Origin of the sequence: Mameliella sp. MMSF_3455, from assembly GCF_030733205.1 — a bacterium.
Taxonomy (GTDB): domain Bacteria; phylum Pseudomonadota; class Alphaproteobacteria; order Rhodobacterales; family Rhodobacteraceae; genus Antarctobacter.
Map to the genome: position 1 here is coordinate 23,511 of NZ_JASHJL010000010.1, position 21,261 is coordinate 44,771.

The window sequence follows — 21,261 nt, forward strand, 5'->3', positions numbered from 1 at the left end:
GGCTAGGCGGGCAGGACGCGGCAAGGCAAGGAAAAAACGCCTGCGGATTGATCGTCGCCGCCTGTTTCGGCGTCAAAACGGGCGGCCGCCTTGCGCTCAGAGGGTCTGTGCCAGTTCCAGCATCTGGTCGGCGGCGGTGTTCCAGCCCTCGGTGAAGCCCATTTCCTCGTGCTTGTCGCGTGCTGCAGTGTCATTGTGCAGGGCCGTGGCGGTGTAGAAGGTGCCGCCGTCCCGGGGTTCGAACGTCACGATGGCGGTCATGAACGGCTTTGCCGCCGGCCGCCAGCCGGCCTGCAGGGCGTCGGTAAAGACCAGCCTGCTTTCGGGTTCGACGGCAAGGAAGCACCCTTCGTTCGGCATGTCGGCCTGGCTGCCGTCGGGCAGCGGCCCCGCCATGCGGGTAAAGAAGCGGCCACCGGGGCGCAGATCCACCACCGCCTCCGTCACCTGCCAGGGTTTGGGGCAGAACCACTGTTTCAGCAGGTCGGGTTCCGTCCAGCAGCGCCAGAGCGTGGCAGGCTGGACATCCATCATGCGTTCCAGTCGCAGGTCGAGCGCGGGATCGAGGTCGAACATCGGTCAGTCCTTTCGCGGGGGGTGCTCTGCTTCGAGTGACTTGGCCAGGCTCTCCAGCCGGTCGGTCCGACCTTCCCAGAGCCGCCTTTGCCGGGCCAGCCAGTGTTCCGCCTGTGCCAGGGGGGCGGCTTCGATATGGACCATGCGGACGCGCCCGCGCTTTTCCGAACGGACGAGGCCGGCCGCCTCAAGCTTGCCGAGATGCTTGAGGAAAGAGGGCAGGGCCATGTCATGCGGGGCATGCAGTTCGGAGACCGGGGCAGGGCCGCCAACCAGTCGTTCGATCACCGCGCGGCGGGTGGGGTCGGCCATGGCACCGAAGAAACTGTCGAGTTGGTTAGCCATGTGGCTATCTTTCTGGTCGGTCCTTCCCGAGTCAAGAAAAACCTAGCCGCATGGCTAGGTGTTTTCGCCTTGCGAGAGGCCGTCACGCAGCTTGGCGATCTCCTCGGCCACCGGACCCGAAGGGCAGGCCGCCCGTTCCGACCAGGCCGAAAAGCGTTCAAGCAGCGGGAGGAAGGTCTGGATCTCTTCCATGGTCCAGTCCTTGAGGTAGGACCCAAGCACGAGGAACTTGTAGCTGCGCACCGCCTCGACCGCCCGTTTGCCTGTTTCGGTCAGTTCAAGCACGGCGCGGCGCGCGTCCTGCTGGCTGACCGCGCGCCGCAAGAGCCCGCGTTTGATCAGCTGGCTGGTCAGGCGGCTGGCGCGCGACGGGTCGATGGCCAGACGTGTCGCCACGGTCGAGACCATCGTTTCCTCGCCAGAGGCCTCGCCGAATTCGTTGACCGGTGCAGAGACCGCCATCAGCACATCCAGCTCGGCAAGCTCCAACCGCAGGCCAAGGTCCTCGAGCGCACGCAGGCCCAGCTCTCGTTTGACCACCTTGCGGCGCCAGCTTTGCAGCACGGCGTCGATGTCAAAGGCGGCCTCGGCCACCTCTCCCCCGATCCCGGCGCGGTCCAGCCGGGCCTTCAATCTGTCATCCCGCGCGGTCATGCAGCCCCCAATGTGCAAAAATGCGTGCGCACAGCAAATGCATGACGTTGACATGCTTTTGTGTTTGGCACATATCTAGGCGCAGATCCCGAGCGATGCAATCCTGTCGCCTGCGCCGAATCCGCCCGGTGCGGGCCCGATGTCCCCGTTTCAAGGAAGTCTTCATGTCCCTGGCCGAAACCCCTGTTGCCCTTGCCGACGACCGACCTGACCCGGCGACGCTGCGCCTGGCATTGATCGCGATCGCGGCGACCTTGCTCTTTGCCTCTCTTGGTCAGACCATAGTGTCCACCGCAATGCCGATCATGGTCGCGGACCTGGGCGGTATGGATCATATCACATGGGTGATCACTGCCTACCTCATGGCGTCGACCATCGGCGCGCCTGTGGCCGGAAAGCTTTCCGATCTCTACGGACGCAAGATCGTCCTGCAGGGCGGCATCCTGGTCTTCGTGATGGGCGCGGTGATCTGCGGGACTGCCGGCTCGATGGAGATGGTGATCGCAGGGCGCGTGGTGCAGGGGCTGGGTGGCGGCGGGTTGATCGTCACCTGCATGACAGCCGTGGGCGACCTGATGCCGCCGCGTGAGCGGGGCAAGGCGCAGGGTTTCCTCGGTGCGGCCTTCGGGGTGTCGACGGTCATCGGCCCGCTTCTGGGCGGGGCGATCGTGCAAAGCATCGGCTGGCACTGGATCTTTTTCGTCAACCTGCCGGTGGGCGTGGTGGCCTTTGTCGTTCTGAATCGCGCGCTGCCCTCGCCGTTGGAGCGGTCGGGCAAGCCCGTCGATTACCTGGGTGCGGCGCTGCTGGCGGCGATCCTCGGGTGCATCGTTCTCCTGCCCAGCATCGCGGGCAGTCATGGCTGGTCCAGCCAGCCGGTGACATGGCTGTTCGTCGGCCTTGGCTCGGCCCTGGCCGGCTTCATCCGGACAGAGCGGCGCGCCGCTGAGCCGATCCTGCCGTTGCCGCTGTTTTCCAACAACACCTTCCTGGTGACCAATGCAGTCGGTTTCCTGGTGGGCATGGGCATGTTCGGCACCATCACCTTTCTGCCGCTGTTCCTGCAGATGGTGAAGGACGTCAGCCCGACCGCCTCGGGCCTGTTCCTGGTCCCGATGATGGGCGGGTTGATCCTGTCGTCCACCCTGGCGGGCAGGATCATGTCCGCGACCGGGCACTACAAGCTGATGCCCGTGCTGTCGACGGGGCTGCTGGCCCTGGCGCTGCTGGGCATGTCGCGGCTGGATGCCTCCAGCGCACTGTGGTCAATCGGCGCTGTCATGGTGCTGGTGGGCTTGGGGTTGGGGCCGGTCTTTGCCGTAGGTGTGGCTGCGGTCCAGAACGCTGTGCCGCGGTCAATGATGGGGGTGGGCACGGCCTCGACCAACATGTTCCGGCTGATCGGCGGCTCTGTTGGCACTGCGGTCTTTGGCGCGATGTTCAGTGCCGGGTTGATGCGCAACATCGCCGGAGACCTCCCGGAGGGCGTCTCGGGCGGCATCGGTGCGCTGGGCGCCAACGTGGTGCAGGCTCTGCCGAAAGAGGCCCAGGCGCGCGTGCTCGACGGATTCTCGGACGCTCTGCACCCGATCTTCTGGGCCGCGGCGGCAGCGGCTTTGCTGGCCTGCCTTGCCTCGATGCTGCTGCGCGAGGAACCGCTGGGCGAAACCTGATCAGGATTTCTCCGTCACCATGAATTCGGCGATGCGATTGATCGCGGAGGTGACGTTCAGGATGCCGTTGTGCCCGCCGTGGTCGAATTCTTCCATTTTTGCGCCGGGCCAGACGGCGGCAAGGGGGCGGGCCTTTTCTATCGGCGCGGCGTAATCGTTGCGCGACTGGACGATCAACAGGTCCTCTTCCCGCGTTGCTGCCACCGGTTGCCATGGCTTGTAGATCGTGCAGGGGGCGCCGAGCGCGCTCACCCGGTCGACGAACTGGGCTAGGCAGTGGCCTGACAACCCGTATTGCCGCCCGCCGAGACGGATCAGTCCGGGCAGGTCCAATGGCACCGAGATCAGAGTTATTCGAGGTGCCGAGACGCCCCGTTCAAGCGCATGGAACATGGCGTTGGCAGCGACGCAATGGGCGACGATCCCGGCGTAGGGGCCTTCGGACTGCGCCGCCCGGCAGATCGTATCCACGATGTCGCCGAGGCTGCAGATCCGGCGTGCAGCGTGGCCGTGGCCGGGATAGATCAGCATATCGACCGTTGCGCCGCGTTTCTGAAGGGCGCGGACAACGCGGGTGAACTGGCGGATATGCCCGTCGTGACCGGGGGCGATCAGCACGCGGGGCGCGTCGGCCGCGTTCTTGCGAAAGCGCGAACGCAAGACAAAGCAGTCCTGCCCCAGATCGATGATCTCGAACCCATGTGACCGGCCCGCAAGGGCATCCAGCACGGCCTGGTCCGAAGTCAGGTAGCGTCGCGCTAGTTTGTTGGCAGCCAGACGCGGCGCAAGCACGGTCGCGGACAGCAGCACGGCACGGCGCAGCCTTGCACGCAGGCTTTTGCTTGGTGACACGATTGGCGCGGAACTGGTGGGGGCGTCCGCTTCGGTAGTCGGATTGGCACCCGGAAAACTATCTGCATGGGTCTGCATGACTGGTACTGAAATCCCGTCGACGGCATGTAACTGGCGTGGGCACGAGCCTATCATAAAATGCAAACAGGGCACGACTTTGGCGGGAATGTGCTTTGCCAAGGGCCGTCCGGTTCAAAGCCGCTCCGTCAGGTCATGGATCACGGATTGGGGCTTTTGCGGAAGCAAACCACAGCATAGGGTATGCGGATGGCTGATCCCCGATTCATTCACCTGCGTGTCCACACCGAATATTCCCTGCTCGAAGGCGCCGTGCGGCTGAAAAAGCTGCCCGGACTCTGCGCCGACATGGGGATGCCTGCGGTGGCCGTGACCGACACCAACAACCTCTTTGCTGCGTTGGAGTTTTCCGTGGGTGCCAGCGGCGCCGGGGTGCAGCCTATCATCGGTTGCCAGGTCGATCTGCGCTATATCGATCCGCAGCCGGGGGAGCGCCCGAAACCGCCCGCGCCGCTGGTCCTGCTGGCCCAGACCGAGACCGGGTATGAGCATCTGATGAAGCTCAATTCGTGCCTCTACCTGCGCAAGGACACAGAGCTGGCGCATGTGACACTGGATGAGCTGGCGGCGCATTCCGAGGACGTGATCTGCCTGTCCGGCGGGCCGGACGGGCCGGTGGGTCGCCACCTGAGACAGGGCCATCGCGGGGCGGCGCAGGCCCTGATGACGCGGCTGGCCGAGATTTTCGGCGACAGGCTGTATGTCGAATTGCAGCGCCACCCGGGCGAGGACGGCACGCCGCCCGAGGCCGAGCGGCTGACAGAGCGCGGCTTCGTCGAAATGGCCTATGAGATGAACCTGCCTCTGGTCGCGACCAACGACGTCTATTTCCCCAAGGAAAACATGTACGAGGCGCATGACGCGATGATCTGCATCGCAGACGGTGCCTATGTCGACCAGCAGGAACCCCGCCGTCGCCTGACGCCACAGCATTATTTCAAGAGCCCGCAGGAAATGGCCGTGCTGTTCGCCGACTTGCCGGAGGCATTGGACAACACCGTCGAGATCGCCAGGCGCTGCGCCTTCATGGCCTACAAGCGCCCGCCGATCCTGCCGAAATTCGCTGACGACGAGGTTGCCGAACTGCGCCGCATGGCCAACGAAGGCTTGCAGGCCCGGCTTGCGGTGATCCCCCATGCGGTCAGCGTCGAGGAATACCAGGAGCGCTTGGACTTCGAGCTGGGCATCATCGAGGGGATGGGCTTTCCGGGCTACTTCCTGATCGTTGCGGATTTTATCCAATGGGCCAAGGACAACACGATCCCGGTCGGACCGGGGCGGGGGTCGGGCGCCGGTTCGCTGGTGGCTTACGCCCTGACCATCACCGACCTTGACCCGCTGCGCTACTCGCTGCTGTTCGAACGCTTCCTGAACCCGGAACGGGTCTCGATGCCGGACTTCGACATCGACTTCTGCATGGATCGGCGCGAAGAGGTGATCCGGTACGTTCAGGACAAGTACGGCCACGACAAGGTGGCGCAGATCATCACCTTTGGTGCGCTTCTGTCCAAGGCGGCGGTGCGCGACATGGGGCGCGTGCTGCAGATGCCCTACGGGCAGGTGGACCGGCTGTCCAAGATGATCCCGGTCGAAGGGGTCAAGCCGGTTTCGATCGAAAAGGCCCTGCAGGACGAGCCGCGCCTGGCCGAAGAGGCGCGCAACGAGGAGGTCGTTGACCGGTTGCTGAAATACGGCATGCAGGTCGAGGGGCTGTTGCGCTCTGCCGGTACCCACGCGGCGGGGGTCGTCATCGCCGACCGTCCCACGGATGAACTGGTGCCGCTCTACCGCGATCCGCGCTCGGACATGCCGGCGACGCAGTTCAACATGAAATGGGTCGAACAGGCCGGCCTCGTGAAATTCGACTTTCTGGGCCTGAAGACGCTGACCGTGATCCAGAACGCGATGGACCTGATCTTCAAGTCCGGGCGCCCCCTGCACGTCGCGGCGGATGGCACCGAACTGTACGAGCCGGCGGAAGGGGCGGAAAACCACATCAACGCCATCCCGCTGGACGATGAGGCGACCTACAAGCTCTATGCTTCGGCCAAGACGGTGGCGGTGTTCCAGGTTGAAAGCTCGGGCATGATGGATGCGCTCAAGCGCATGAAGCCCACCTGTATCGAGGACATCGTCGCGCTGGTGGCGCTGTATCGTCCGGGGCCCATGGAGAACATCCCGGTCTACTGCGAGGTCAAGAACGGCCTGCGCGAGATCACCTCTGTGCATCCGCTGATCGACCACATCCTCGAAGAGACGCAGGGCATCATCGTCTACCAGGAACAGGTGATGCAGATCGCCCAGGTCATGGCGAAATACACGCTGGGTGGCGCCGACCTGTTGCGCCGCGCGATGGGCAAGAAGATCAAGGAGGCGATGGACGCCGAACGCCCCAAGTTCATCAAGGGTGCGGCGGAAAACGGCGTCGAGGCCAAGAAGGCCTCTGAGGTCTTCGACCTGCTGGAGAAATTCGCAAACTACGGTTTCAACAAGTCGCACGCGGCGGCCTACGCGGTGGTCAGCTATCAGACCGCCTGGTTGAAGGCGAACCACGCGGTCGAGTTCATGGCCGGGGTCATGAACTGCGATATCCACCTGACCGACAAGCTGGCCGTTTATTTCGAAGAGGTCCGCAAGGGGCTGAAACTGCCCTGGGTGCCGCCCTGCGTGAACCGCAGCCAAGCGACATTCGACGTGGTGAACGGCGAACTGGTCTATGCGCTGGGCGCGCTCAAGAACGTCGGGCTGGAGGTCATGCGGCTGGTCGTCGAAGGGCGTGGTGAGACGGCTTTCGTCAACATCTATGACTTTGCGCGCCGGGTCGACCTGAAGAAGATCGGCAAGCGTCCGCTGGAGATGATGGCACGGGCGGGTTGTTTCGACGTGCTGGATTCCAACCGTCGGCGGATCTTCGACTCGCTGGATGCTCTGGTGGCTTATTCGGCGGCGATCCACGAACAGAAGGCCAGTGCACAGGTGTCCCTGTTCGGCGAAGCGGGCGAGGACCTGCCGGAACCGCGCCTGTCGCCGGTGTCCGACTGGTTGCCCGCGGAACGGTTGGCCGAGGAATTCAAGGCGGTCGGTTTCTACCTTTCGGGCCACCCGCTGGACGACTACATGGCGCAGCTGCGCCGGGTCGAACGCAACGGCAATTTCGTGACCTTGGATGAGCTGACCCACAAGGTGCAGTCCAATGGACCGATGCTGGCCAAGCTCGCGGGCGTCGTCGCCGGGCGGCAGGAACGCAAATCGGCGCGCGGCAACCGTTTTGCCTTTGCCCAGCTGTCGGATCCGACCGGCGCCTACGAGGTGACGCTCTTCTCGGAAGCGCTGGAGAAGTCGCGCGAGTACCTGGAAAGCGGCTCCAAGGTGTTGGTCACGGTCGAGGCGACGATGGAATCGGATCAGCTCAAATTGCTGGGGCGGTCGGTCGCGCCGGTCGAAATGGTGGTGGCCGGGGCCGGGGGCAGCGGCTTGCGCATCTATGTCGAATCCGCGGGCGCGCTGCCGCAGGTCGCCTCTGTCCTGGGACGCGCGGCGGAACAGATGCCCAAGGCGGCGCGCGGGCCGATCCAGCTGTGCCTCAGCGACCCCAGTCTGCCGGGTGAGGTCGAACTGGACGCCGGACTCGAATTCCCCGTCAGCCCCGAGATCAAGGGCGCGGTGAAATCGCTCGACGGGGTGCTGGCGGTCGAGGAAATCTGAACCGGATCGTCGATGGTTGGCACAATCTGTCGACGGCTGTGGTGGACGTGACACCCGGGACCGCGCTACAACCTCAGAGGTTTTCGGGGAGAACGACATGGGCGTTCGCGTGTTCAAGGGGGGATTTGTCCTCTGCGTGGGACTTTTTCTGGCTGGATGTGGTGATCCGCTGTCCGGCGTTCCCAAATACCAGGACGTGCCATTGGCCGATGATGCAGGGCAGGCCGATGTGATCGCGCCGGAAACCCCGCGCAGGCCCGTGACCGAAGAGCCGCCCCGCCGCGGTCTCTTGGGCCTATTTGGCGCCCGCGCCGCCGCGGCCAAGCGTGAGGACGCTCCCGAACTGGCCGCAGCGGCGGGCGGGGCCCTGGACGAAGATGCCGACAGGCCGAAGGCTCGTGCCCGGGCGCCGCGTCCGGGGGCGCCGGATGCGCTTGAGGTGCCCTTTGGCACGCGCCTGCCTTATGGCCAGATTGCCCGTGTCTGCGATGCGCCCCGGCGCAAGCTGGGCAAGAAGATCGAAGGCTACCCCGAGCGTCGCAGCACCTATGATCTCTACGACAGTGCACCGGACATGAGCAGTGCGCGGACCTTCTATCTGACAGGGTTCGACGATGGCTGTGCCCGCCAATTCACCGCGGCGCTGGTGATCTTCGGCTCACCCGAAAGCTACGAGCAGATCCATTATGGCCCTTCCGGAGAGGCTCAGCCGATCTCGGAGACGGACAAGGCCTATGAGAAGATCAAGCGGCGTGTCTGCCGTGCCCGCAAGGGCGAACCTTGCGGGTCAAGGATGCGCCGGTTGGAGCGCGACACGGTTTTTGTCAGCGTCTATGAGCGGTTCGGCAGCAACCCCCGCTGGAAGGACATCCTGTTGCATGACGGAGAAGTCGTCGCGATGGACATGAAGGACTGACGCGGCCGTCGGACGGCGCTCCTGCGCCCTTTCAGGCCACAGATCGCCCCGCCCGCCGTCCCGTCAGGATGGCGACGGTGACCTAGTAATGCGGTGGTTTCTCGTCTCCGAAGATGACCCCTCCGGACCCTTCCGCCTCTCGCGAGGCTTCGCGTTGCAACAGCATCTCGACCCGCGCGGTGAGGCGGGCGATCTCCCGGTCCTGCCGGGCGACGGTTTCAGAGAGATCGTCGAGCGCCCGCAAAGCGTGGGCAAGACCCTCTTCCAGTTGATCGGTTCTGTCGGTCATGGGCTGCGCTCCGTGGTTTGGTCCGGGGTGGATATTTCTACAGGGAAGAAGCCGCAAGGCGCTCTGCTTGCCCCGCCCCGGTCGAAGGGATAGAGGAAGCGCGACATATCCGACAACCGGGATGACTCATGGCCAAGCAGAAGAAAGCCCCGCGTCCAAAGGCGCAGACACCCAAGGGGTTCCGCGATTATTTCGGTCCCGAAGTGACCGAGCGCGCCGAGATGCTGAACACCATCGCCGGGGTTTACCATCAATACGGATTCGATGCGCTGGAAAGTTCGGGCGTCGAGACGGTTGAGGCGCTGGGCAAGTTCCTGCCCGATGTGGACCGGCCGAACGAGGGCGTCTTTGCCTGGCAGGACGAGGACGACAGCTGGATGGCGCTGCGCTATGACCTGACGGCGCCGTTGGCACGGGTCTACGCCCAGCACCGCAACGATCTGCCGCTGCCCTACCGGCGCTACGCGATGGGGCCGGTCTGGCGGAACGAAAAGCCGGGGCCGGGGCGCTATCGGCAGTTCTACCAGTGCGACGCGGATACCGTGGGGGCGGGCAGTGTGGCCGCAGATGCCGAGATCTGCGCGATGCTGGCGGATACCTTGGAAAAGGTCGGCATTCCGCGTGGCGACTACCTGATCCGGGTCAACAACCGGAAGGTTCTGAACGGCGTGCTGGAATGCATGGGACTGGACGATGATAGCCAACGCGACGCGGTGCTGCGGACCATCGACAAGTTCGACAAGGTCGGCGAGGCCGGGGTGCGCGAGCTGCTGGGCAAGGGCCGGCTGGATGCCTCGGGCGCTTATATCGACGGAGTGGGGCTGAGCGATGAACAGGCCGAACCGGTCGTCGCATTCCTGACCTCTGGCAGACTGGAAGCGGCGGAGACGCTGGCCAACCTGCGCGCCGCGATCGGTGCGTCCAAGGTGGGTGAAGAGGGTGTTTCCGAACTGGAACAGATCGCCAAGCTGCTGGCCGCGCAGGGCTACGGCCCCGACCGCATTATCATCGACCCGTCCGTTGTCCGTGGCCTGGGGTACTACACCGGCCCGGTCTTCGAGGCCGAACTGACCTTCGAGATCCTCGACGAGAAGGGCCGCAAGCGGCAGTTCGGATCGGTTGCTGGTGGCGGACGTTATGACGATCTGGTCAAGCGGTTCACCGGGCAGGCGGTGCCTGCAACCGGCGTCAGCATCGGGGTCGACCGGCTGCTGGCCGCGCTGCGCGAAAAGGGGCGGATCGGCGGCAGCGTAGAGGGGCCGGTGGTCGTGACCGTGATGGACCGCGACCGCATGGGCGACTACCAGGCGATGGTGGCCGAGCTGCGCCAGGCCGGGCTGCGGGCCGAGGTCTACTTGGGCAATCCCAAGAACTTTGGCAACCAGCTGAAATACGCGGACAAGCGCCAGAGCCCCGTCGCCGTGATCGAAGGCGGCGACGAGAAGGACAGGGGCGTGGTGCAGATCAAGGACCTGATCCTGGGCGCCAAGCTGGCCGAGGATGCCAGCCTGGAGGAATGGAAGGACCATCCAAGCCAGTACGAGGTGCCGCGCGACCAGCTGGTGGCCAAGGTCCAAGAGATCCTGGACCTGCACAAATGAGTCTTGCCGCGATCAAGGAAAAGGCGGCCGCGCTCAAGGCGGGGTTCGTCGATAGCGGTGCGCAGCCGGTGGATTGCCCCGTGCTGCTGCCTGCGGACACGTTGCTGGATCTCTACGGTGAGGACATCCGTACCCGAGCCTTCCTGACCCATGACCCGGTGCGGGGCGAGGTCATCCTGCGCCCGGACTTCACCGTGCCCGTGGTGCAGAAACACATGGCCGAAGGGGCGGAGCCCGCCCGCTATACCTATGCCGGAGAAATCTTTCGGCGGCAGGAAGAGCATCCGGAACGCCCCTCCGAGTATCACCAGGTCGGCTACGAGGTCTTTGACCGGGCTGACCCGGCGGGCGCCGATGCCGAGGTCTTTGCCCGCTTTTCGGAGGTTCTCGCACCTTACGGGCTGCGGGCCGTGGTGGGCGATATCGGCATCCTGATTGCCGCCGTCGCGGGGCTGGAGGCCAGCGAGGCGCGCAAAGCCGCCTTGATGCGGCACATCTGGCGGCCGCGCCGGTTCCGGGCGCTGTTGGATCGTTACGCGGGCCGGGCGGCGGTGCCGTCCAGCCGGGCCGCGCTGCTGGCCTCACCGGACCCGCTGTCGCTGGCCGGGCCGATGATCGGGCTAAGAGGCGCGGCAGAGATCGCGGCGCGCGTCGATGCCTTGCGGGCAGACGCGCAGGACCCGCCGCTGCCGGGCGACCAGGTGGAGCTTCTGGAGGCGCTGGTGAGGGTTTCCGAGACCTGCGGCAACGCGCTGGAACAGCTGCGGGATATCGCGGTGGACATGCCGGCGATCGCCGGCGCGGTCGACCGCATGGCCGCGCGGTGCGAGGCGCTGGCGGCTCGAGGGATCGACGTGTCCTCGCTGATGTTCGATGCGAATTTTGGCCGGACGTCGATGGAATATTACGACGGGTTCGTCTTCGGATTCACGGCGCGCGGGCGGCCCGACTGGCCTCTGGTGGCCTCCGGAGGGCGCTACGACGCGCTGACCCGGCAGCTGGGGCAGGGGCGAGAGATCCCGGCAGTGGGCGGTGTGATCCGGCCCGGCCTGCTGGTCGACCTGGAGGAGGCGGCATGAGCGTCAAGCTTGGGGTGCCCTCCAAGGGGCGGCTGATGGACAAGACCTTTGACTGGTTCGGCGCGCGCGGTATCGGGTTGGCGCGCAGCGGGTCAGAGCGCGAGTATTCGGGCGAGGTGACGGGCGTCGACGGCGTCGAACTGGTGCTGCTTAGCGCCGGGGAAATCCCGCGTGAACTGGCGGCGGGGCGCATTCACCTGGGCGTCACGGGCACCGACCTGGTGCAGGAAAAGCTGGTCCAGTGGGATCAGAAGGTGGCGCCGCTGGCGGAGCTGGGCTTTGGCCATGCCGATCTGATCGTGGCGGTGCCCTCTTGCTGGGTTGACGTGAACACCTTGGACGATCTGGATGCGGCGGCTGCGGCCTTTCGTGCGCGGCACGGGTTCCGGATGCGGATCGCGACCAAGTATCACCGGCTGGTGCGCGCCTACCTGCACGAGGGCGGTGTTTCGGATTACCAGCTTGTCGACAGCCAGGGCGCGACCGAAGGGACGGTCAAGAACCTGACGGCAGAAGCCATCGCCGACATTACGTCGTCGGGGGAAACCCTGCGCGCAAACCATCTCAAGATTTTGGCCGAAGAGCCGGTCCTGCGCAGCCAGGCAACGCTGTTCAAGTCGCGCATTGCGCCGCTGGAAGCGGGGGAGCGCGAGACGATGCGGCTCTTGCAGGACCGCCTGGGGCTGTAGAGCCACGCGCAACGGAATGTCCCCGGGTCCGCGCCGCGGACCCGGGGGTCTTGTTACTCTGCCTTGGCGAGCAGCCCGGTTTCGAAGTCGCTGGCGGCGTGACGTTCGGGCAGCATGCCTTCGTCGGTCCGGTTCACGAGGCGACCGCGTTGTACCGCCGGACGTTCCAGGATCTCGTCGGCCCAACGCAGCACGTTTGTATAGCTTTTCACGTTCAGGAACTCGCCCGCGTTGTAGGATTCGCCGTGCACGGTGCGCCCGTACCAGGGCCAGATGGCCATGTCGGCGATCGTGTAATCCTCGCCCACCATGTAGCGGTTCTCGGCCAGGTGCCTGTCGAGGACATCCAGCTGGCGCTTGGTTTCCATCGCGAAGCGGTTGATCGGATATTCCATCGGGTAGGGCGCATAGGCATAGAAATGACCGAAACCGCCGCCCAGGTAGGGCGCGCTGCCCATCTGCCAGAACAACCAGCTGAGCATTTCCGCTCGTTTGGCGCGGGGGCCCTGGAAGGCGTCGAATTTTTCGGCCAGGTGCATCAGGATGGCACCGGATTCGAAGACGCGAACCGGCTCCGGCCCGGACCGATCCATCAGGGCCGGGATCTTGGAGTTCGGGTTGACCTCGACAAATCCGGACCCGAACTGATCGCCCTTGCCGATACGGATCAGCCAGGCGTCGTATTCGGCGTCATGACCGGCGGCCAGCAGCTCTTCCAGCATGATCGTGACCTTGACCCCGTTCGGCGTGCCCTGCGAATATAGCTGGAACGGGTGGTCCCCGACGGGCAGTTCCTTGTCATGGGTGGCGCCGGCGATGGGGCGGTTCAGCGACCCCCATGTGCCGCCGTTTTCCTTTTCCCAGGTCCAGACCTTGGGGGGTGTATACTGTTCACTCATGGCGCATTTCCTTCTCATGTCTCGTCGCAGAACCTATAGGTCCTGAAGCGGAATGCCAGAGGGGGCAGAGGTGCACACAGCATGTGCGAAGACACAAGGGGTGGCTCTGGTGCTGGGCGCGGCAGTGCGCCCGGATGGCAGTCCGTCGCCCGCGTTGACGCGTCGGGTCAGGCATGCGGTCTCGCTGTGGCAGGCGGGCAGGGTAGGCCTGCTGGTATTGTCCGGCGGCGTCCGCACCCATCCGCGCACAGAGGCCGAGGTCATGGCCCGAATCTGCCGTGAGGCGGGCGTGCCGGACGAGGCCCTGCTGATGGAAACGCGCGCGTTGACCACCGAGGACAACATGCGGCTTGCGCTCCCCTTGCTAGACGATCTGGGCTGTCGCGACGTGGTGATCGTGACCGACCGGTATCACGCTGCGCGGGCGCGGCTGGTTGCGCGGCGGGCAGGGTTGCGGGCTACGGCCAGTTGCCCACGACTGACCGGCGCCCCCTGGTGGCGGGTGGTGCGCGCCTGGGCGCGCGAGGCGGTGGCGCTGGCCTGGTACTGGCTGCGCGGGGCCGGGCGATGATACGGTCCCGGCATGTCATCCGGGCAGAAGGACCTCGATGTATCGCATGTCGCCGTTGTTGGCCGTCTGTTCCGGCCGGGCGCCCTTGGTGTCGTACAGATCCCGCGGCCCGATGAAGGCGGGGGTGGATCTAACAACCTGCTCTGCCGGCATGCAGGCGGGCAAAAGCGGGGCGAAGGCGAGACCGGAAAGAAGGAGGCGGCGCTTCATGTCGGCCTCCTATCATCTGTTGGCGATGATGGACGCCTGGCCCCGGTGGCTTCACCGCTTCTTGGTGCAGACCAGTCGCGGGGTCAGAGTACGCCGATCTCCGCCAGCGCCCCGGCAAGTTCGGGTGGGAGGGGGTCTTCCTCGGCCCGGTTTCCCGGCAGGTCGGGCGGGGCATCGGCGGCGGCAAGGTAGCGCCAACCCTGAAAGGCGCGCTTGGGTGCTGCCGCGGTGCGGGTGATTTTCGGGTCCAGCACAAGGGCGCAACGATTGATCCCATCCGCACCGGTGACCGGGTCGAGCCGCAGGATACGCTGGCGACATTGGATCAGCCCCTTGATGACCCAGTAGATCGAGCCACCGTTCAGCACCTCTTGCCCGCGCCGGGGCCACATGCGGGTGACATGGCGGGGCAGACCGTCTTCGGTCTGGGCGCGTCGCATGCCCTGCCAGTCCATCAGGCTGTCGACGCTCTCCGTGCCCGCGCTCAGTTTGATCAGGTGAGTTGTCTTGCCCATGTCGTCCCCCTGGCTGCCGGGGATCATAGCGGTGCCCGCCTCGGGTTCAAGCAAGGGGGATATGGTCCCTGTCTGTATCCTGGTCCAGATTGGTGATCACCTGTCGGCGCAACCAATAAACGTCCACTCGCAGCAACCAACCTATTAATTTTTCTTGCTTCGCTTCCTGGCTGCGCGATGGAGATGTCTATTCCGCGAGCGATACCTGTCCATTTTTCGAAATCGAAAGGCAATGATAAATTGCCCCCTCGAAATGCAAGAAAGCCCCGCCGAAGAGTCGGCAGGGCTACTTGATTTTCGGGTTCTGAAGAATTCATTCAAGCGGTGACATGCCGACGGAAAGCCACTTGGCAAATTCAGCTTCGCTCACATCGCCCGATGCCAGGCCTTCCATCATTCTAACACCCTCGATCGCGTCCGGCCCGAAGGTGAAGCCGTTGAGCCTGAGGAATGTAACAGCCGTGACGAAGGCTGTCCGCTTGTTGCCATCGACGAATGCATGGGCTTTTCCGATGCCAAATGCGTAGGCGGCGGCGACCTCAACAAGACTGGCGTCTGCGTAGGCAGAAAGGTTCATCGCCCGCGCGCAGCCCATTTCCAGTAGTGCCCGGTCGCGCAGGCCTGACGCGCCACCGTGACGCGCAATCTGCCGATCATGGATGACTGTGACCGCGGCAACCGGCACCCACACGAAGTGCGTCATGCGAGAGCTTGCAGCATATCCCGGTTCTCATCCATGACGATTTCGGCCGCTGCGAGTGCTTCTGCTACCGATGGGTCGTGCGCCATGAGTTTGAGACTGCCATCATCACCACGCACGACGAAGAGCGTATCCCCTTCCTTGGCATCCAGGATCGTCAGCATCTCAGTCGTCAAGGTCATCACGGCAGAATTGCCGACCTTGCGGATTCTTGTTTCAATCATTGCCACGCCTCCGTATTCACGAAAGTATATACAGTATGCGGCAGCAAAAGGCAAGGTTCAGCCCGGGGCCGACAAGGCCCATTATGTTAAGCGAACAGATCTGCCTTCAGATCGCGGATCCGGTAGAAGTCTTCACCGACTTCAGCTTTCGTCAGCGCAGGTCGGACTCCTCGCTGTTTCAACCGACTAACCGCCTTGCCGACTTGAAGGCCATGCTGCTCGGCAAGCCGTGCAGAATGGATAAACCGTGCTTTGAAGTCGGACACGACTACCGGGTCGAACCGCGGGATCCGATGATCTTCTTCCGGGCAGACGATCCAATTGACGGCAAGGCTCACCTCTTCAGCGCTCCGGTCCACCAATCGCCAAAGGATATCCTTGGAGATCTTCAAGGACGCGAACGCTTCCATGACAGACAACCCCTTCGCGCAGGTCGCCCGATGCCGCTTGACCTCCTCAGGGTCCACGCGGAGCCCGGCGATCCCGTCGTAACCAGCGAGGCAAAAGACGCGCTCGAGGAAGCCGCCGAGGATAATGTGCAGTGAGAGCGGCGGTGAGAAAGTCGTCCATGGTAGCGGCGGGATGAGCCTGCTGCGGGCGGCGTAAAAGTCGTCCACCTTTGCCTTTCCTTATTTGACGGAGGGAGGGCGGGAGGATCTTCACCGTGGATTTGTATCGCAAGGTGCGTCTGGCCTGTGCCGAGGGCATGAGTCAGCGAGAAGCGGCCCGGCATTTCGGGATATCTCGTGACAGCGTTCGGAAGATTTTGGCGTTTTCGGTCCCACCGGGCTATCGGCGGTCTGCACCGATCCGGCGGCCAAAGCTGGATGGGTTCACCGGGATCATCGACCAGTGGCTGTCGGAGGATCGGGAGCGACCGCGCAAGCAGCGGCATACCGCCAAGCGGATCTTCGAGCGGCTTCGCGACGAGCATGGTTTCGAGGGCGGCTACACCATCATCAAAGACTATGTTCGGGAGCACGGTCGGCGGCATCGGGAGATGTTCGTTCCGCTTGATCATGCACCGGGCCATGCCCAGGCCGATTTCGGCGAAGCGGTCGTGGTGATCGGCGGTGTCGAGCAGAAGGCCCACTTCCTCGCCCTGGATCTGCCGCACAGCGACGCTTGCTACGTGCGGGCATATCCGGCGGCGACGGCGGAGGCATGGATGGACGGGCATGTTCATGCCTTCGCGTTCTTCGGTGCCGTGCCGCTGTCGATCCTCTATGATAACGACCGGTGCCTTGTTGCGAAGATTGAGCCTGACGGGACACGCAGGCGCGCGAAGCTCTTCAGCGAGATGCTGTCCCACTACGTGATCCGGGATCGATATGGGCGACCCGGCAAGGGGAACGATAAGGGGAGCGTAGAAGGGCTTGTCGGGTATTCCCGGCGCAACTTCATGGTGCCGATCCCGAACTTCCCGACCTGGGATGCCTTCAACGACTGGCTTGAGGAGCAGTGCCGGAAGCGACAATCAGACAAGCTGCGGGGGCACAACGAGACGATTGGCGAACGTTTCCAGCGCGATCTGGAGGCGATGGCGACGCTTCCTGCAACTTCCTTTGAAGCCTGTGACCAGACATCGGGCCGTGTCAGCTCGCTCGCGCTGGTGCGCTACAAGACCAACGACTATTCCGTGCCGGTCGCCTATGGCCACCGGGATGTCTGGATCCGCGCCATCATGCCAGAGGCATGTCTCCGACATGACGTCGACCGGGTGGTCATCGGCTGTGGCGGCGAGGTCATCGCACGGCATGTTCGCAGCTACGAGCGCGAGGACATGGTCTTCGACCCGGTCCACTACCAGCCGCTGATCGAGAAGAAGATAAACGCCTTCGAGCAGGCGGCACCACTGACCGGATGGGACCTTCCCAAGGCATTCACCACCCTTCAGAAGCTGATGGAGGCACGCATGATGAAAGCCGGACGGCGCGAGTACGTTCAAGTTCTGAGGCTGCAGGAAACCTTCGAGATGGAGGAGGTCCATGCTGCCGTGAAGACGGCCCTCCAGATGGGGACCATCAGCTTCGACGCGGTGAAGAACCTGGTGCTGTGTCGGATCGAACAGCGGCCACCGAGGCTCGATCTGGATGTCTACCCGTTCCTGCCACGGGCCAAGGTGGCGACGACATCTGCGGCCAGCTACATGTGCCTGACAACCGGTGGCGCGACATGACGGAAGCGCCCCAGATCCTGCTGAACCATCAGCTCAAGAAGTTGAAGCTGCCGACTATCCTGAGGGAATACGACAAGCAGGCCAAGCTTTGCGCCGCCGAGGGCCGCGACCACGTCCAGTTCCTGGCCCGTCTGATCGAACTGGAACTCATCGACCGGGAAAGGCGCATGATCGAACGGCGGATCAAGGCGGCGAAATTCCCAGCAAGCAAGAGCCTCGACAGCTTCGACTTCGCCGCAATCCCGTCGCTCAACAAGATGCAGGTGTTGGAACTGGCACGCTGTGAATGGATAGACCGCTGCGAGAACGTTATCGCTCTCGGCCCCAGCGGCACCGGCAAGACCCACGTGGCCCTCGGCCTCGGTCTGGCCGCTTGCCAGAAAGGGATGGCCGTTCGGTTTACATCCGCCGCCGCCATCGTTCACGAGCTGATGGAAGCGCGAGACGAGCGCCAGCTCCTGCGGCTTCAGAAGCAGATGGTGAAGCAGAAACTGCTGATCATCGACGAACTCGGCTTCTTGCCCCTCAGCAAGACCGGTGCCGAGTTGTTGTTCGAACTGATCTCCCAGCGATACGAACGCGGCTCCATCCTGATAACTTCGAACCTGCCCTTCGACGAATGGACGGAGACCTTCGGAACAGAGCGCCTGACAGGCGCCTTGCTCGACCGCCTGACACACCATGTCAGCATTCTGGAGATGAATGGCGACAGCTATCGCCTCGCCCAGAGCAAGGCCCGGCAGAACTCCTGAACCAAGACCGGATTTGGTCCTTGCGGACCAAGGCGCCTTGGCAACCGCCAGCTATATGTGGAGCGCGTTTGCCAAGGCGCCGGTCACGCCCAGACTGGCCGACTTTTGCTCCGCCCCGTGGCCGGATTTTGCGCCGCCGTTGACATGTCCTGATCCCCAACTCGATCAACCGGATGCGGATCAAAGGCGCCGGAAGCCGCTTTGTCCACGGCGGAGCCACGTTGCAAGAAGCCGTCATCCCTGTTCTGCGGGTGGGCAAACGGCGTGAGGCGGATGTCGGCAAGGTCGAAGTCCAGATCATCGCGCCGAGCCGCAACCTGATTTCTTCGGGGCAGACATCTGTCGCTCTCTACCAAGCGCAACCCGTGTCCGAGAAACAGCAGCAGCGTGATCTCCTGGCCGGAATCTATGCCCAGGACGGCACCCTGATTTCCGACGAACACCAACTGGCCTTCGACTTCACATCGCAGAACCCTCGGGAACGGGAACTGCCAATCACCTTCCTGCTCTCGCGCGAGGCGGACCGCTTCAACAATCAGGATGTCTTCCTGAAGCTGCGCGAGCGTGTCGGCAAGACCAGCCATTTCGAGGATTACACGAGCCATCGCTTCCAGCTGCGCCGTGGGATCTCGACCGATTTCGATTTTTAAGGAGCGGGACATGAGCTCTCTCGATGACAAGATCAACGAACACTTCGCCGGCTATGTCGTCCGCAAGGACCTGGTGAAAGCGGTCAAAGGCAATGCGATCGTCCCGACCTACGTTCTGGAATACCTTCTGGGCCAATATTGTGCGACCGACGACGAGGCCTCGATCCAGAGCGGCATCGAGACGGTGAAGGAGATCCTGCGCAAGCACTATGTCCATCGCAACGAAGCCGGCCTAATCCAGTCCACGATCAAGGAAAAGGGCCGATACAAGGTCATCGACCAGGTCAGTGTCACGCTGAACGAGAAGACAGACGGCTACGAGGCCATTTTCGACAACCTCGGCATCAAGAAGGTGGCCGTCGACAGCGTGACGGTGAAAGCACACCCGAAGCTCCTGGTTACGGGTGTCTGGTGCATCGCCGACGTCCAATATGAATTCTCCGAAGATGCGCGCACGTCCCCTTGGCGGCTGGAAACTATCAAGCCGATCCAGATCGCGAAGGTCGACTACGAAGGTTACAAGGAGGCTCGCGGGCAGTTCACGAAGGACGAATGGATCGACTTGCTCATGCAGTCGATCGGTTTCAATCCCGAAGCCTTCGGACGGCGCAGCAAGCTGCTGCAGCTAATGCGCCTGATCCCCTTCGTGGAGCGCAACTACAACATCATCGAGCTGGGCCCCAAAGGCACCGGCAAGTCGCACATCTATTCCGAGTTCTCGCCACACGGACAGCTGATCTCCGGTGGCGAAGTAACGATCCCGAAGCTCTTCGTGAACAACTCGAACGGGCGGATCGGTCTTGTCGGGTATTGGGACGTGGTGGCCTTCGACGAATTCGCCGGGCGCGAAAAAACGGCCAACAAGGCGCTCGTCGACATCATGAAAAACTACATGGCGAACAAGACGTTTTCGCGCGGGGTGAATCCCATGGGAGCCGAGGCGAGCTTTGCCTTCGTTGGCAATACCGACCACAATGTCCCCTTCATGCTCAAGAACAGCGACCTGTTCGAGGCTCTACCCCCGCAGTTCCACGACTCCGCCTTCATCGACCGCCTGCACGCCTACCTGTCGGGCTGGGAGGTGGACGTGATCCGAGGCGAAATGTTCACGCGCGGCTATGGCTTCATCGTCGACTACCTGGCCGAGATCCTGCGACACCTGCGGCAGGAGGACTTTTCCAACCGCCCTGATAAGCACTTCAGCATCAGCGAGAAGATTTCGACCCGGGACCGCGATGCCGTCTACAAGACGATGTCGGGCCTGCTGAAGGTTCTCTTTCCCGCCGGTGGTGAAAGCGCGGGCGATGTCGAGGAACTGCTGCAACTCGCGCTCGAAAGCCGGAAGCGGGTCAAGGATCAGCTGTTCCGGATCGACGCGACCTACCCCGAAGTCGACTTCTTCTACACCGGAGCCGATGGCCAGAAGCTGCGGGTCCAAACCGTCGAGGAACAGGAATTTCCCCAGTTCTATCACCGCAAGCCAGTCCGGGATCCCAAAGCGCAGTCTACAGATGGCCACGACACCGATGGGGATGTGATCGAAGCCGACGCGGAAACGCAGGCACCTTCATCTGAAAGAGTGGCGGCCCAACCCAAGCTCGAGGAAGGCCATTTTACCTTCGCCGAGAACCGGAAGGGCATCAGCTTCGAGAAGCTCTTCGGGCCATACATGGATGGCGTCGCCCGGATCATTGTGACTGATCCTTACATTCGCAAGCCTTACCAAATCCGAACCATGATGGAGTTCGTGGAAATGATCATCCGGCGCAAACCGCCCGAGGATCAGGTCTCAATTCATCTCGTGACCGGCCCCCACGACGGGGACATGCAAAAGCAAAGAGAGCTGCTCGACAGCATTACCGAAGCCTGCACCGGTTCGGGGGTCGATTTTACATGGGCCTTCGATACCTCTGGAACGGCACACGCACGAGACATCGTGACAGATACCGGCTGGAAAATCGTGCTGGATCGCGGTCTGGACATTTTCCAAGCTCCGATGCGTCGCGAAGGCTTCAACCTCGGCGATCGCCTACAGGAACACCGCATGGTGAAGGCGTTCTATGTAACCTATGTCCGGCAATAGCCCAGGGTTCGTATCGACTGC

Annotated in this window: 22 protein-coding genes; 11 read left to right on the plus strand and 11 right to left on the minus strand. The window is 63.3% G+C overall.

Annotation, left to right across the window (positions count from 1 at the left end; translation table 11 throughout):
- Positions 1-96 precede the first annotated feature (96 nt).
- From RBB42_RS09410 to RBB42_RS09420, 3 genes are read right to left on the minus strand one after another with little or no spacing between them, the layout of a single operon-like run.
- Complete coding sequence (locus RBB42_RS09410) at positions 97-576, minus strand: SRPBCC family protein (protein ID WP_305969630.1); 480 nt, start codon at positions 574-576, stop codon at positions 97-99.
- Between the two features lie 3 nt (positions 577-579).
- The gene (locus RBB42_RS09415; RefSeq protein WP_305969629.1) at positions 580-921 is read right to left on the minus strand and encodes an ArsR/SmtB family transcription factor; all 342 of its coding nucleotides are present in this window, start codon (positions 919-921) and stop codon (positions 580-582) included.
- A 54-nt stretch (positions 922-975) separates the two neighbouring features.
- Positions 976-1,575, minus strand: coding sequence for a MarR family winged helix-turn-helix transcriptional regulator (locus RBB42_RS09420; RefSeq protein WP_305969628.1), 600 nt, complete (start codon positions 1,573-1,575; stop codon positions 976-978).
- A gap of 164 nt (positions 1,576-1,739) precedes the next feature.
- On the opposite strand from RBB42_RS09420, the gene RBB42_RS09425 reads away from it, so the two are divergent.
- Positions 1,740-3,248 carry an MDR family MFS transporter gene (locus RBB42_RS09425; RefSeq protein WP_305969627.1) on the plus strand — a complete coding sequence of 503 codons (1,509 nt, stop codon included), beginning with the start codon at positions 1,740-1,742 and terminating at the stop codon, positions 3,246-3,248.
- On the opposite strand, the gene RBB42_RS09430 is transcribed toward RBB42_RS09425, so the two are convergent.
- The gene (locus tag RBB42_RS09430; RefSeq protein ID WP_305969626.1) at positions 3,249-4,100 is read right to left on the minus strand and encodes an alpha/beta fold hydrolase; all 852 of its coding nucleotides are present in this window, start codon (positions 4,098-4,100) and stop codon (positions 3,249-3,251) included. It lies immediately after the preceding gene.
- Between the two features lie 267 nt (positions 4,101-4,367).
- Between RBB42_RS09430 and dnaE the strand changes: the two genes are divergently transcribed.
- Both dnaE and RBB42_RS09440 read left to right on the plus strand, forming a co-directional pair.
- Complete coding sequence (gene dnaE, locus RBB42_RS09435) at positions 4,368-7,883, plus strand: DNA polymerase III subunit alpha (protein WP_305969625.1); 3,516 nt, start codon at positions 4,368-4,370, stop codon at positions 7,881-7,883.
- Positions 7,884-7,980: 97 nt separating this feature from the next.
- A complete protein-coding gene (locus RBB42_RS09440) occupies positions 7,981-8,799 on the plus strand; it encodes a hypothetical protein (RefSeq protein WP_305969624.1) in 819 nt (272 codons plus the stop codon).
- Between the two features lie 82 nt (positions 8,800-8,881).
- On the opposite strand, the gene RBB42_RS09445 is transcribed toward RBB42_RS09440, so the two are convergent.
- Positions 8,882-9,088, minus strand: a complete 207-nt coding sequence (locus tag RBB42_RS09445; RefSeq protein WP_305969623.1) for a SlyX family protein — start codon at positions 9,086-9,088, stop codon at positions 8,882-8,884.
- Positions 9,089-9,216: 128 nt separating this feature from the next.
- Between RBB42_RS09445 and hisS the strand changes: the two genes are divergently transcribed.
- Genes hisS through hisG form a run of 3 tightly spaced genes read left to right on the plus strand, consistent with a single transcriptional unit; the run spans position 9,217 to position 12,457 of the window.
- Positions 9,217-10,689, plus strand: coding sequence for a histidine--tRNA ligase (gene hisS / locus RBB42_RS09450; protein ID WP_305969622.1), 1,473 nt, complete (start codon positions 9,217-9,219; stop codon positions 10,687-10,689).
- Complete coding sequence (locus RBB42_RS09455) at positions 10,686-11,768, plus strand: ATP phosphoribosyltransferase regulatory subunit (RefSeq protein WP_305969621.1); 1,083 nt, start codon at positions 10,686-10,688, stop codon at positions 11,766-11,768. Before hisS ends, RBB42_RS09455 begins: the two co-directional genes overlap by 4 nt.
- Positions 11,765-12,457 (plus strand): ATP phosphoribosyltransferase, encoded by a 693-nt coding sequence (gene hisG, locus RBB42_RS09460; protein ID WP_305969620.1) that lies wholly within the window; start codon positions 11,765-11,767, stop codon positions 12,455-12,457. Before RBB42_RS09455 ends, hisG begins: the two co-directional genes overlap by 4 nt.
- 53 nt (positions 12,458-12,510) lie before the next feature.
- On the opposite strand, the gene yghU is transcribed toward hisG, so the two are convergent.
- Entirely contained in the window at positions 12,511-13,356 is an 846-nt protein-coding gene (yghU, locus tag RBB42_RS09465; protein WP_305969619.1) for a glutathione-dependent disulfide-bond oxidoreductase, read from the minus strand.
- Between the two features lie 70 nt (positions 13,357-13,426).
- Between yghU and RBB42_RS09470 the strand changes: the two genes are divergently transcribed.
- Positions 13,427-13,927, plus strand: a complete 501-nt coding sequence (locus RBB42_RS09470; protein ID WP_305969618.1) for a YdcF family protein — start codon at positions 13,427-13,429, stop codon at positions 13,925-13,927.
- A 15-nt stretch (positions 13,928-13,942) separates the two neighbouring features.
- Here RBB42_RS09470 and RBB42_RS09475 read toward each other — a convergent pair whose 3' ends face one another.
- The 5 genes from RBB42_RS09475 to RBB42_RS09495 all read right to left on the minus strand — a co-directional run bounded on the left by RBB42_RS09475 (position 13,943) and on the right by RBB42_RS09495 (position 16,193).
- Positions 13,943-14,137: a hypothetical protein gene (locus RBB42_RS09475; RefSeq protein WP_305969617.1), complete on the minus strand. Its 195-nt coding sequence runs from the start codon at positions 14,135-14,137 to the stop codon at positions 13,943-13,945.
- Positions 14,138-14,220: 83 nt separating this feature from the next.
- A complete protein-coding gene (locus RBB42_RS09480; RefSeq protein WP_305969616.1) occupies positions 14,221-14,652 on the minus strand; it encodes a DUF1489 family protein in 432 nt (143 codons plus the stop codon).
- Positions 14,653-14,965: 313 nt separating this feature from the next.
- Positions 14,966-15,355: a type II toxin-antitoxin system death-on-curing family toxin gene (locus RBB42_RS09485; protein WP_305969615.1), complete on the minus strand. Its 390-nt coding sequence runs from the start codon at positions 15,353-15,355 to the stop codon at positions 14,966-14,968.
- Positions 15,352-15,576 (minus strand): AbrB/MazE/SpoVT family DNA-binding domain-containing protein, encoded by a 225-nt coding sequence (locus RBB42_RS09490; protein ID WP_305969614.1) that lies wholly within the window; start codon positions 15,574-15,576, stop codon positions 15,352-15,354. Before RBB42_RS09490 ends, RBB42_RS09485 begins: the two co-directional genes overlap by 4 nt.
- Positions 15,577-15,662: 86 nt before the next feature.
- Positions 15,663-16,193, minus strand: a complete 531-nt coding sequence (locus tag RBB42_RS09495) for a hypothetical protein (protein ID WP_305969613.1) — start codon at positions 16,191-16,193, stop codon at positions 15,663-15,665.
- 47 nt (positions 16,194-16,240) lie between these two features.
- Between RBB42_RS09495 and istA the strand changes: the two genes are divergently transcribed.
- The 4 genes from istA to brxL all read left to right on the plus strand — a co-directional run bounded on the left by istA (position 16,241) and on the right by brxL (position 21,240).
- A complete protein-coding gene (gene istA, locus RBB42_RS09500) occupies positions 16,241-17,755 on the plus strand; it encodes an IS21 family transposase (RefSeq protein ID WP_500862296.1) in 1,515 nt (504 codons plus the stop codon).
- Positions 17,752-18,507 (plus strand): IS21-like element helper ATPase IstB, encoded by a 756-nt coding sequence (gene istB / locus RBB42_RS09505; protein WP_305969612.1) that lies wholly within the window; start codon positions 17,752-17,754, stop codon positions 18,505-18,507. The genes istA and istB overlap by 4 nt, the downstream gene beginning before the upstream one ends.
- Positions 18,508-18,659: 152 nt before the next feature.
- Positions 18,660-19,157, plus strand: a complete 498-nt coding sequence (locus tag RBB42_RS09510; RefSeq protein ID WP_500862270.1) for a PglZ domain-containing protein — start codon at positions 18,660-18,662, stop codon at positions 19,155-19,157.
- Positions 19,158-19,167: 10 nt separating this feature from the next.
- The gene (gene brxL / locus RBB42_RS09515) at positions 19,168-21,240 is read left to right on the plus strand and encodes a BREX system Lon protease-like protein BrxL (RefSeq protein WP_305969610.1); all 2,073 of its coding nucleotides are present in this window, start codon (positions 19,168-19,170) and stop codon (positions 21,238-21,240) included.
- Positions 21,241-21,261: the final 21 nt, after the last annotated feature.

What these genes read in the sequence shown, in the direction of transcription:
- RBB42_RS09490 (WP_305969614.1), bottom strand. Translation starts at nt 15,576, where the DNA reads ATGATTGAAACAAGAATCCGCAAGGTCGGCAATTCTGCCGTGATGACC.
- RBB42_RS09455 (WP_305969621.1), top strand. Translation starts at nt 10,686, where the DNA reads ATGAGTCTTGCCGCGATCAAGGAAAAGGCGGCCGCGCTCAAGGCGGGG.
- RBB42_RS09440 (WP_305969624.1), top strand. Translation starts at nt 7,981, where the DNA reads ATGGGCGTTCGCGTGTTCAAGGGGGGATTTGTCCTCTGCGTGGGACTT.
- RBB42_RS09410 (WP_305969630.1), bottom strand. Translation starts at nt 576, where the DNA reads ATGTTCGACCTCGATCCCGCGCTCGACCTGCGACTGGAACGCATGATG.
- RBB42_RS09420 (WP_305969628.1), bottom strand. Translation starts at nt 1,575, where the DNA reads ATGACCGCGCGGGATGACAGATTGAAGGCCCGGCTGGACCGCGCCGGG.
- RBB42_RS09415 (WP_305969629.1), bottom strand. Translation starts at nt 921, where the DNA reads ATGGCTAACCAACTCGACAGTTTCTTCGGTGCCATGGCCGACCCCACC.
- RBB42_RS09475 (WP_305969617.1), bottom strand. Translation starts at nt 14,137, where the DNA reads ATGAAGCGCCGCCTCCTTCTTTCCGGTCTCGCCTTCGCCCCGCTTTTG.
- hisG (WP_305969620.1), top strand. Translation starts at nt 11,765, where the DNA reads ATGAGCGTCAAGCTTGGGGTGCCCTCCAAGGGGCGGCTGATGGACAAG.
- RBB42_RS09445 (WP_305969623.1), bottom strand. Translation starts at nt 9,088, where the DNA reads ATGACCGACAGAACCGATCAACTGGAAGAGGGTCTTGCCCACGCTTTG.
- istB (WP_305969612.1), top strand. Translation starts at nt 17,752, where the DNA reads ATGACGGAAGCGCCCCAGATCCTGCTGAACCATCAGCTCAAGAAGTTG.
- brxL (WP_305969610.1), top strand. Translation starts at nt 19,168, where the DNA reads ATGAGCTCTCTCGATGACAAGATCAACGAACACTTCGCCGGCTATGTC.
- dnaE (WP_305969625.1), top strand. Translation starts at nt 4,368, where the DNA reads ATGGCTGATCCCCGATTCATTCACCTGCGTGTCCACACCGAATATTCC.
- RBB42_RS09425 (WP_305969627.1), top strand. Translation starts at nt 1,740, where the DNA reads ATGTCCCTGGCCGAAACCCCTGTTGCCCTTGCCGACGACCGACCTGAC.
- yghU (WP_305969619.1), bottom strand. Translation starts at nt 13,356, where the DNA reads ATGAGTGAACAGTATACACCCCCCAAGGTCTGGACCTGGGAAAAGGAA.
- hisS (WP_305969622.1), top strand. Translation starts at nt 9,217, where the DNA reads ATGGCCAAGCAGAAGAAAGCCCCGCGTCCAAAGGCGCAGACACCCAAG.
- RBB42_RS09485 (WP_305969615.1), bottom strand. Translation starts at nt 15,355, where the DNA reads ATGACGCACTTCGTGTGGGTGCCGGTTGCCGCGGTCACAGTCATCCAT.
- RBB42_RS09480 (WP_305969616.1), bottom strand. Translation starts at nt 14,652, where the DNA reads ATGGGCAAGACAACTCACCTGATCAAACTGAGCGCGGGCACGGAGAGC.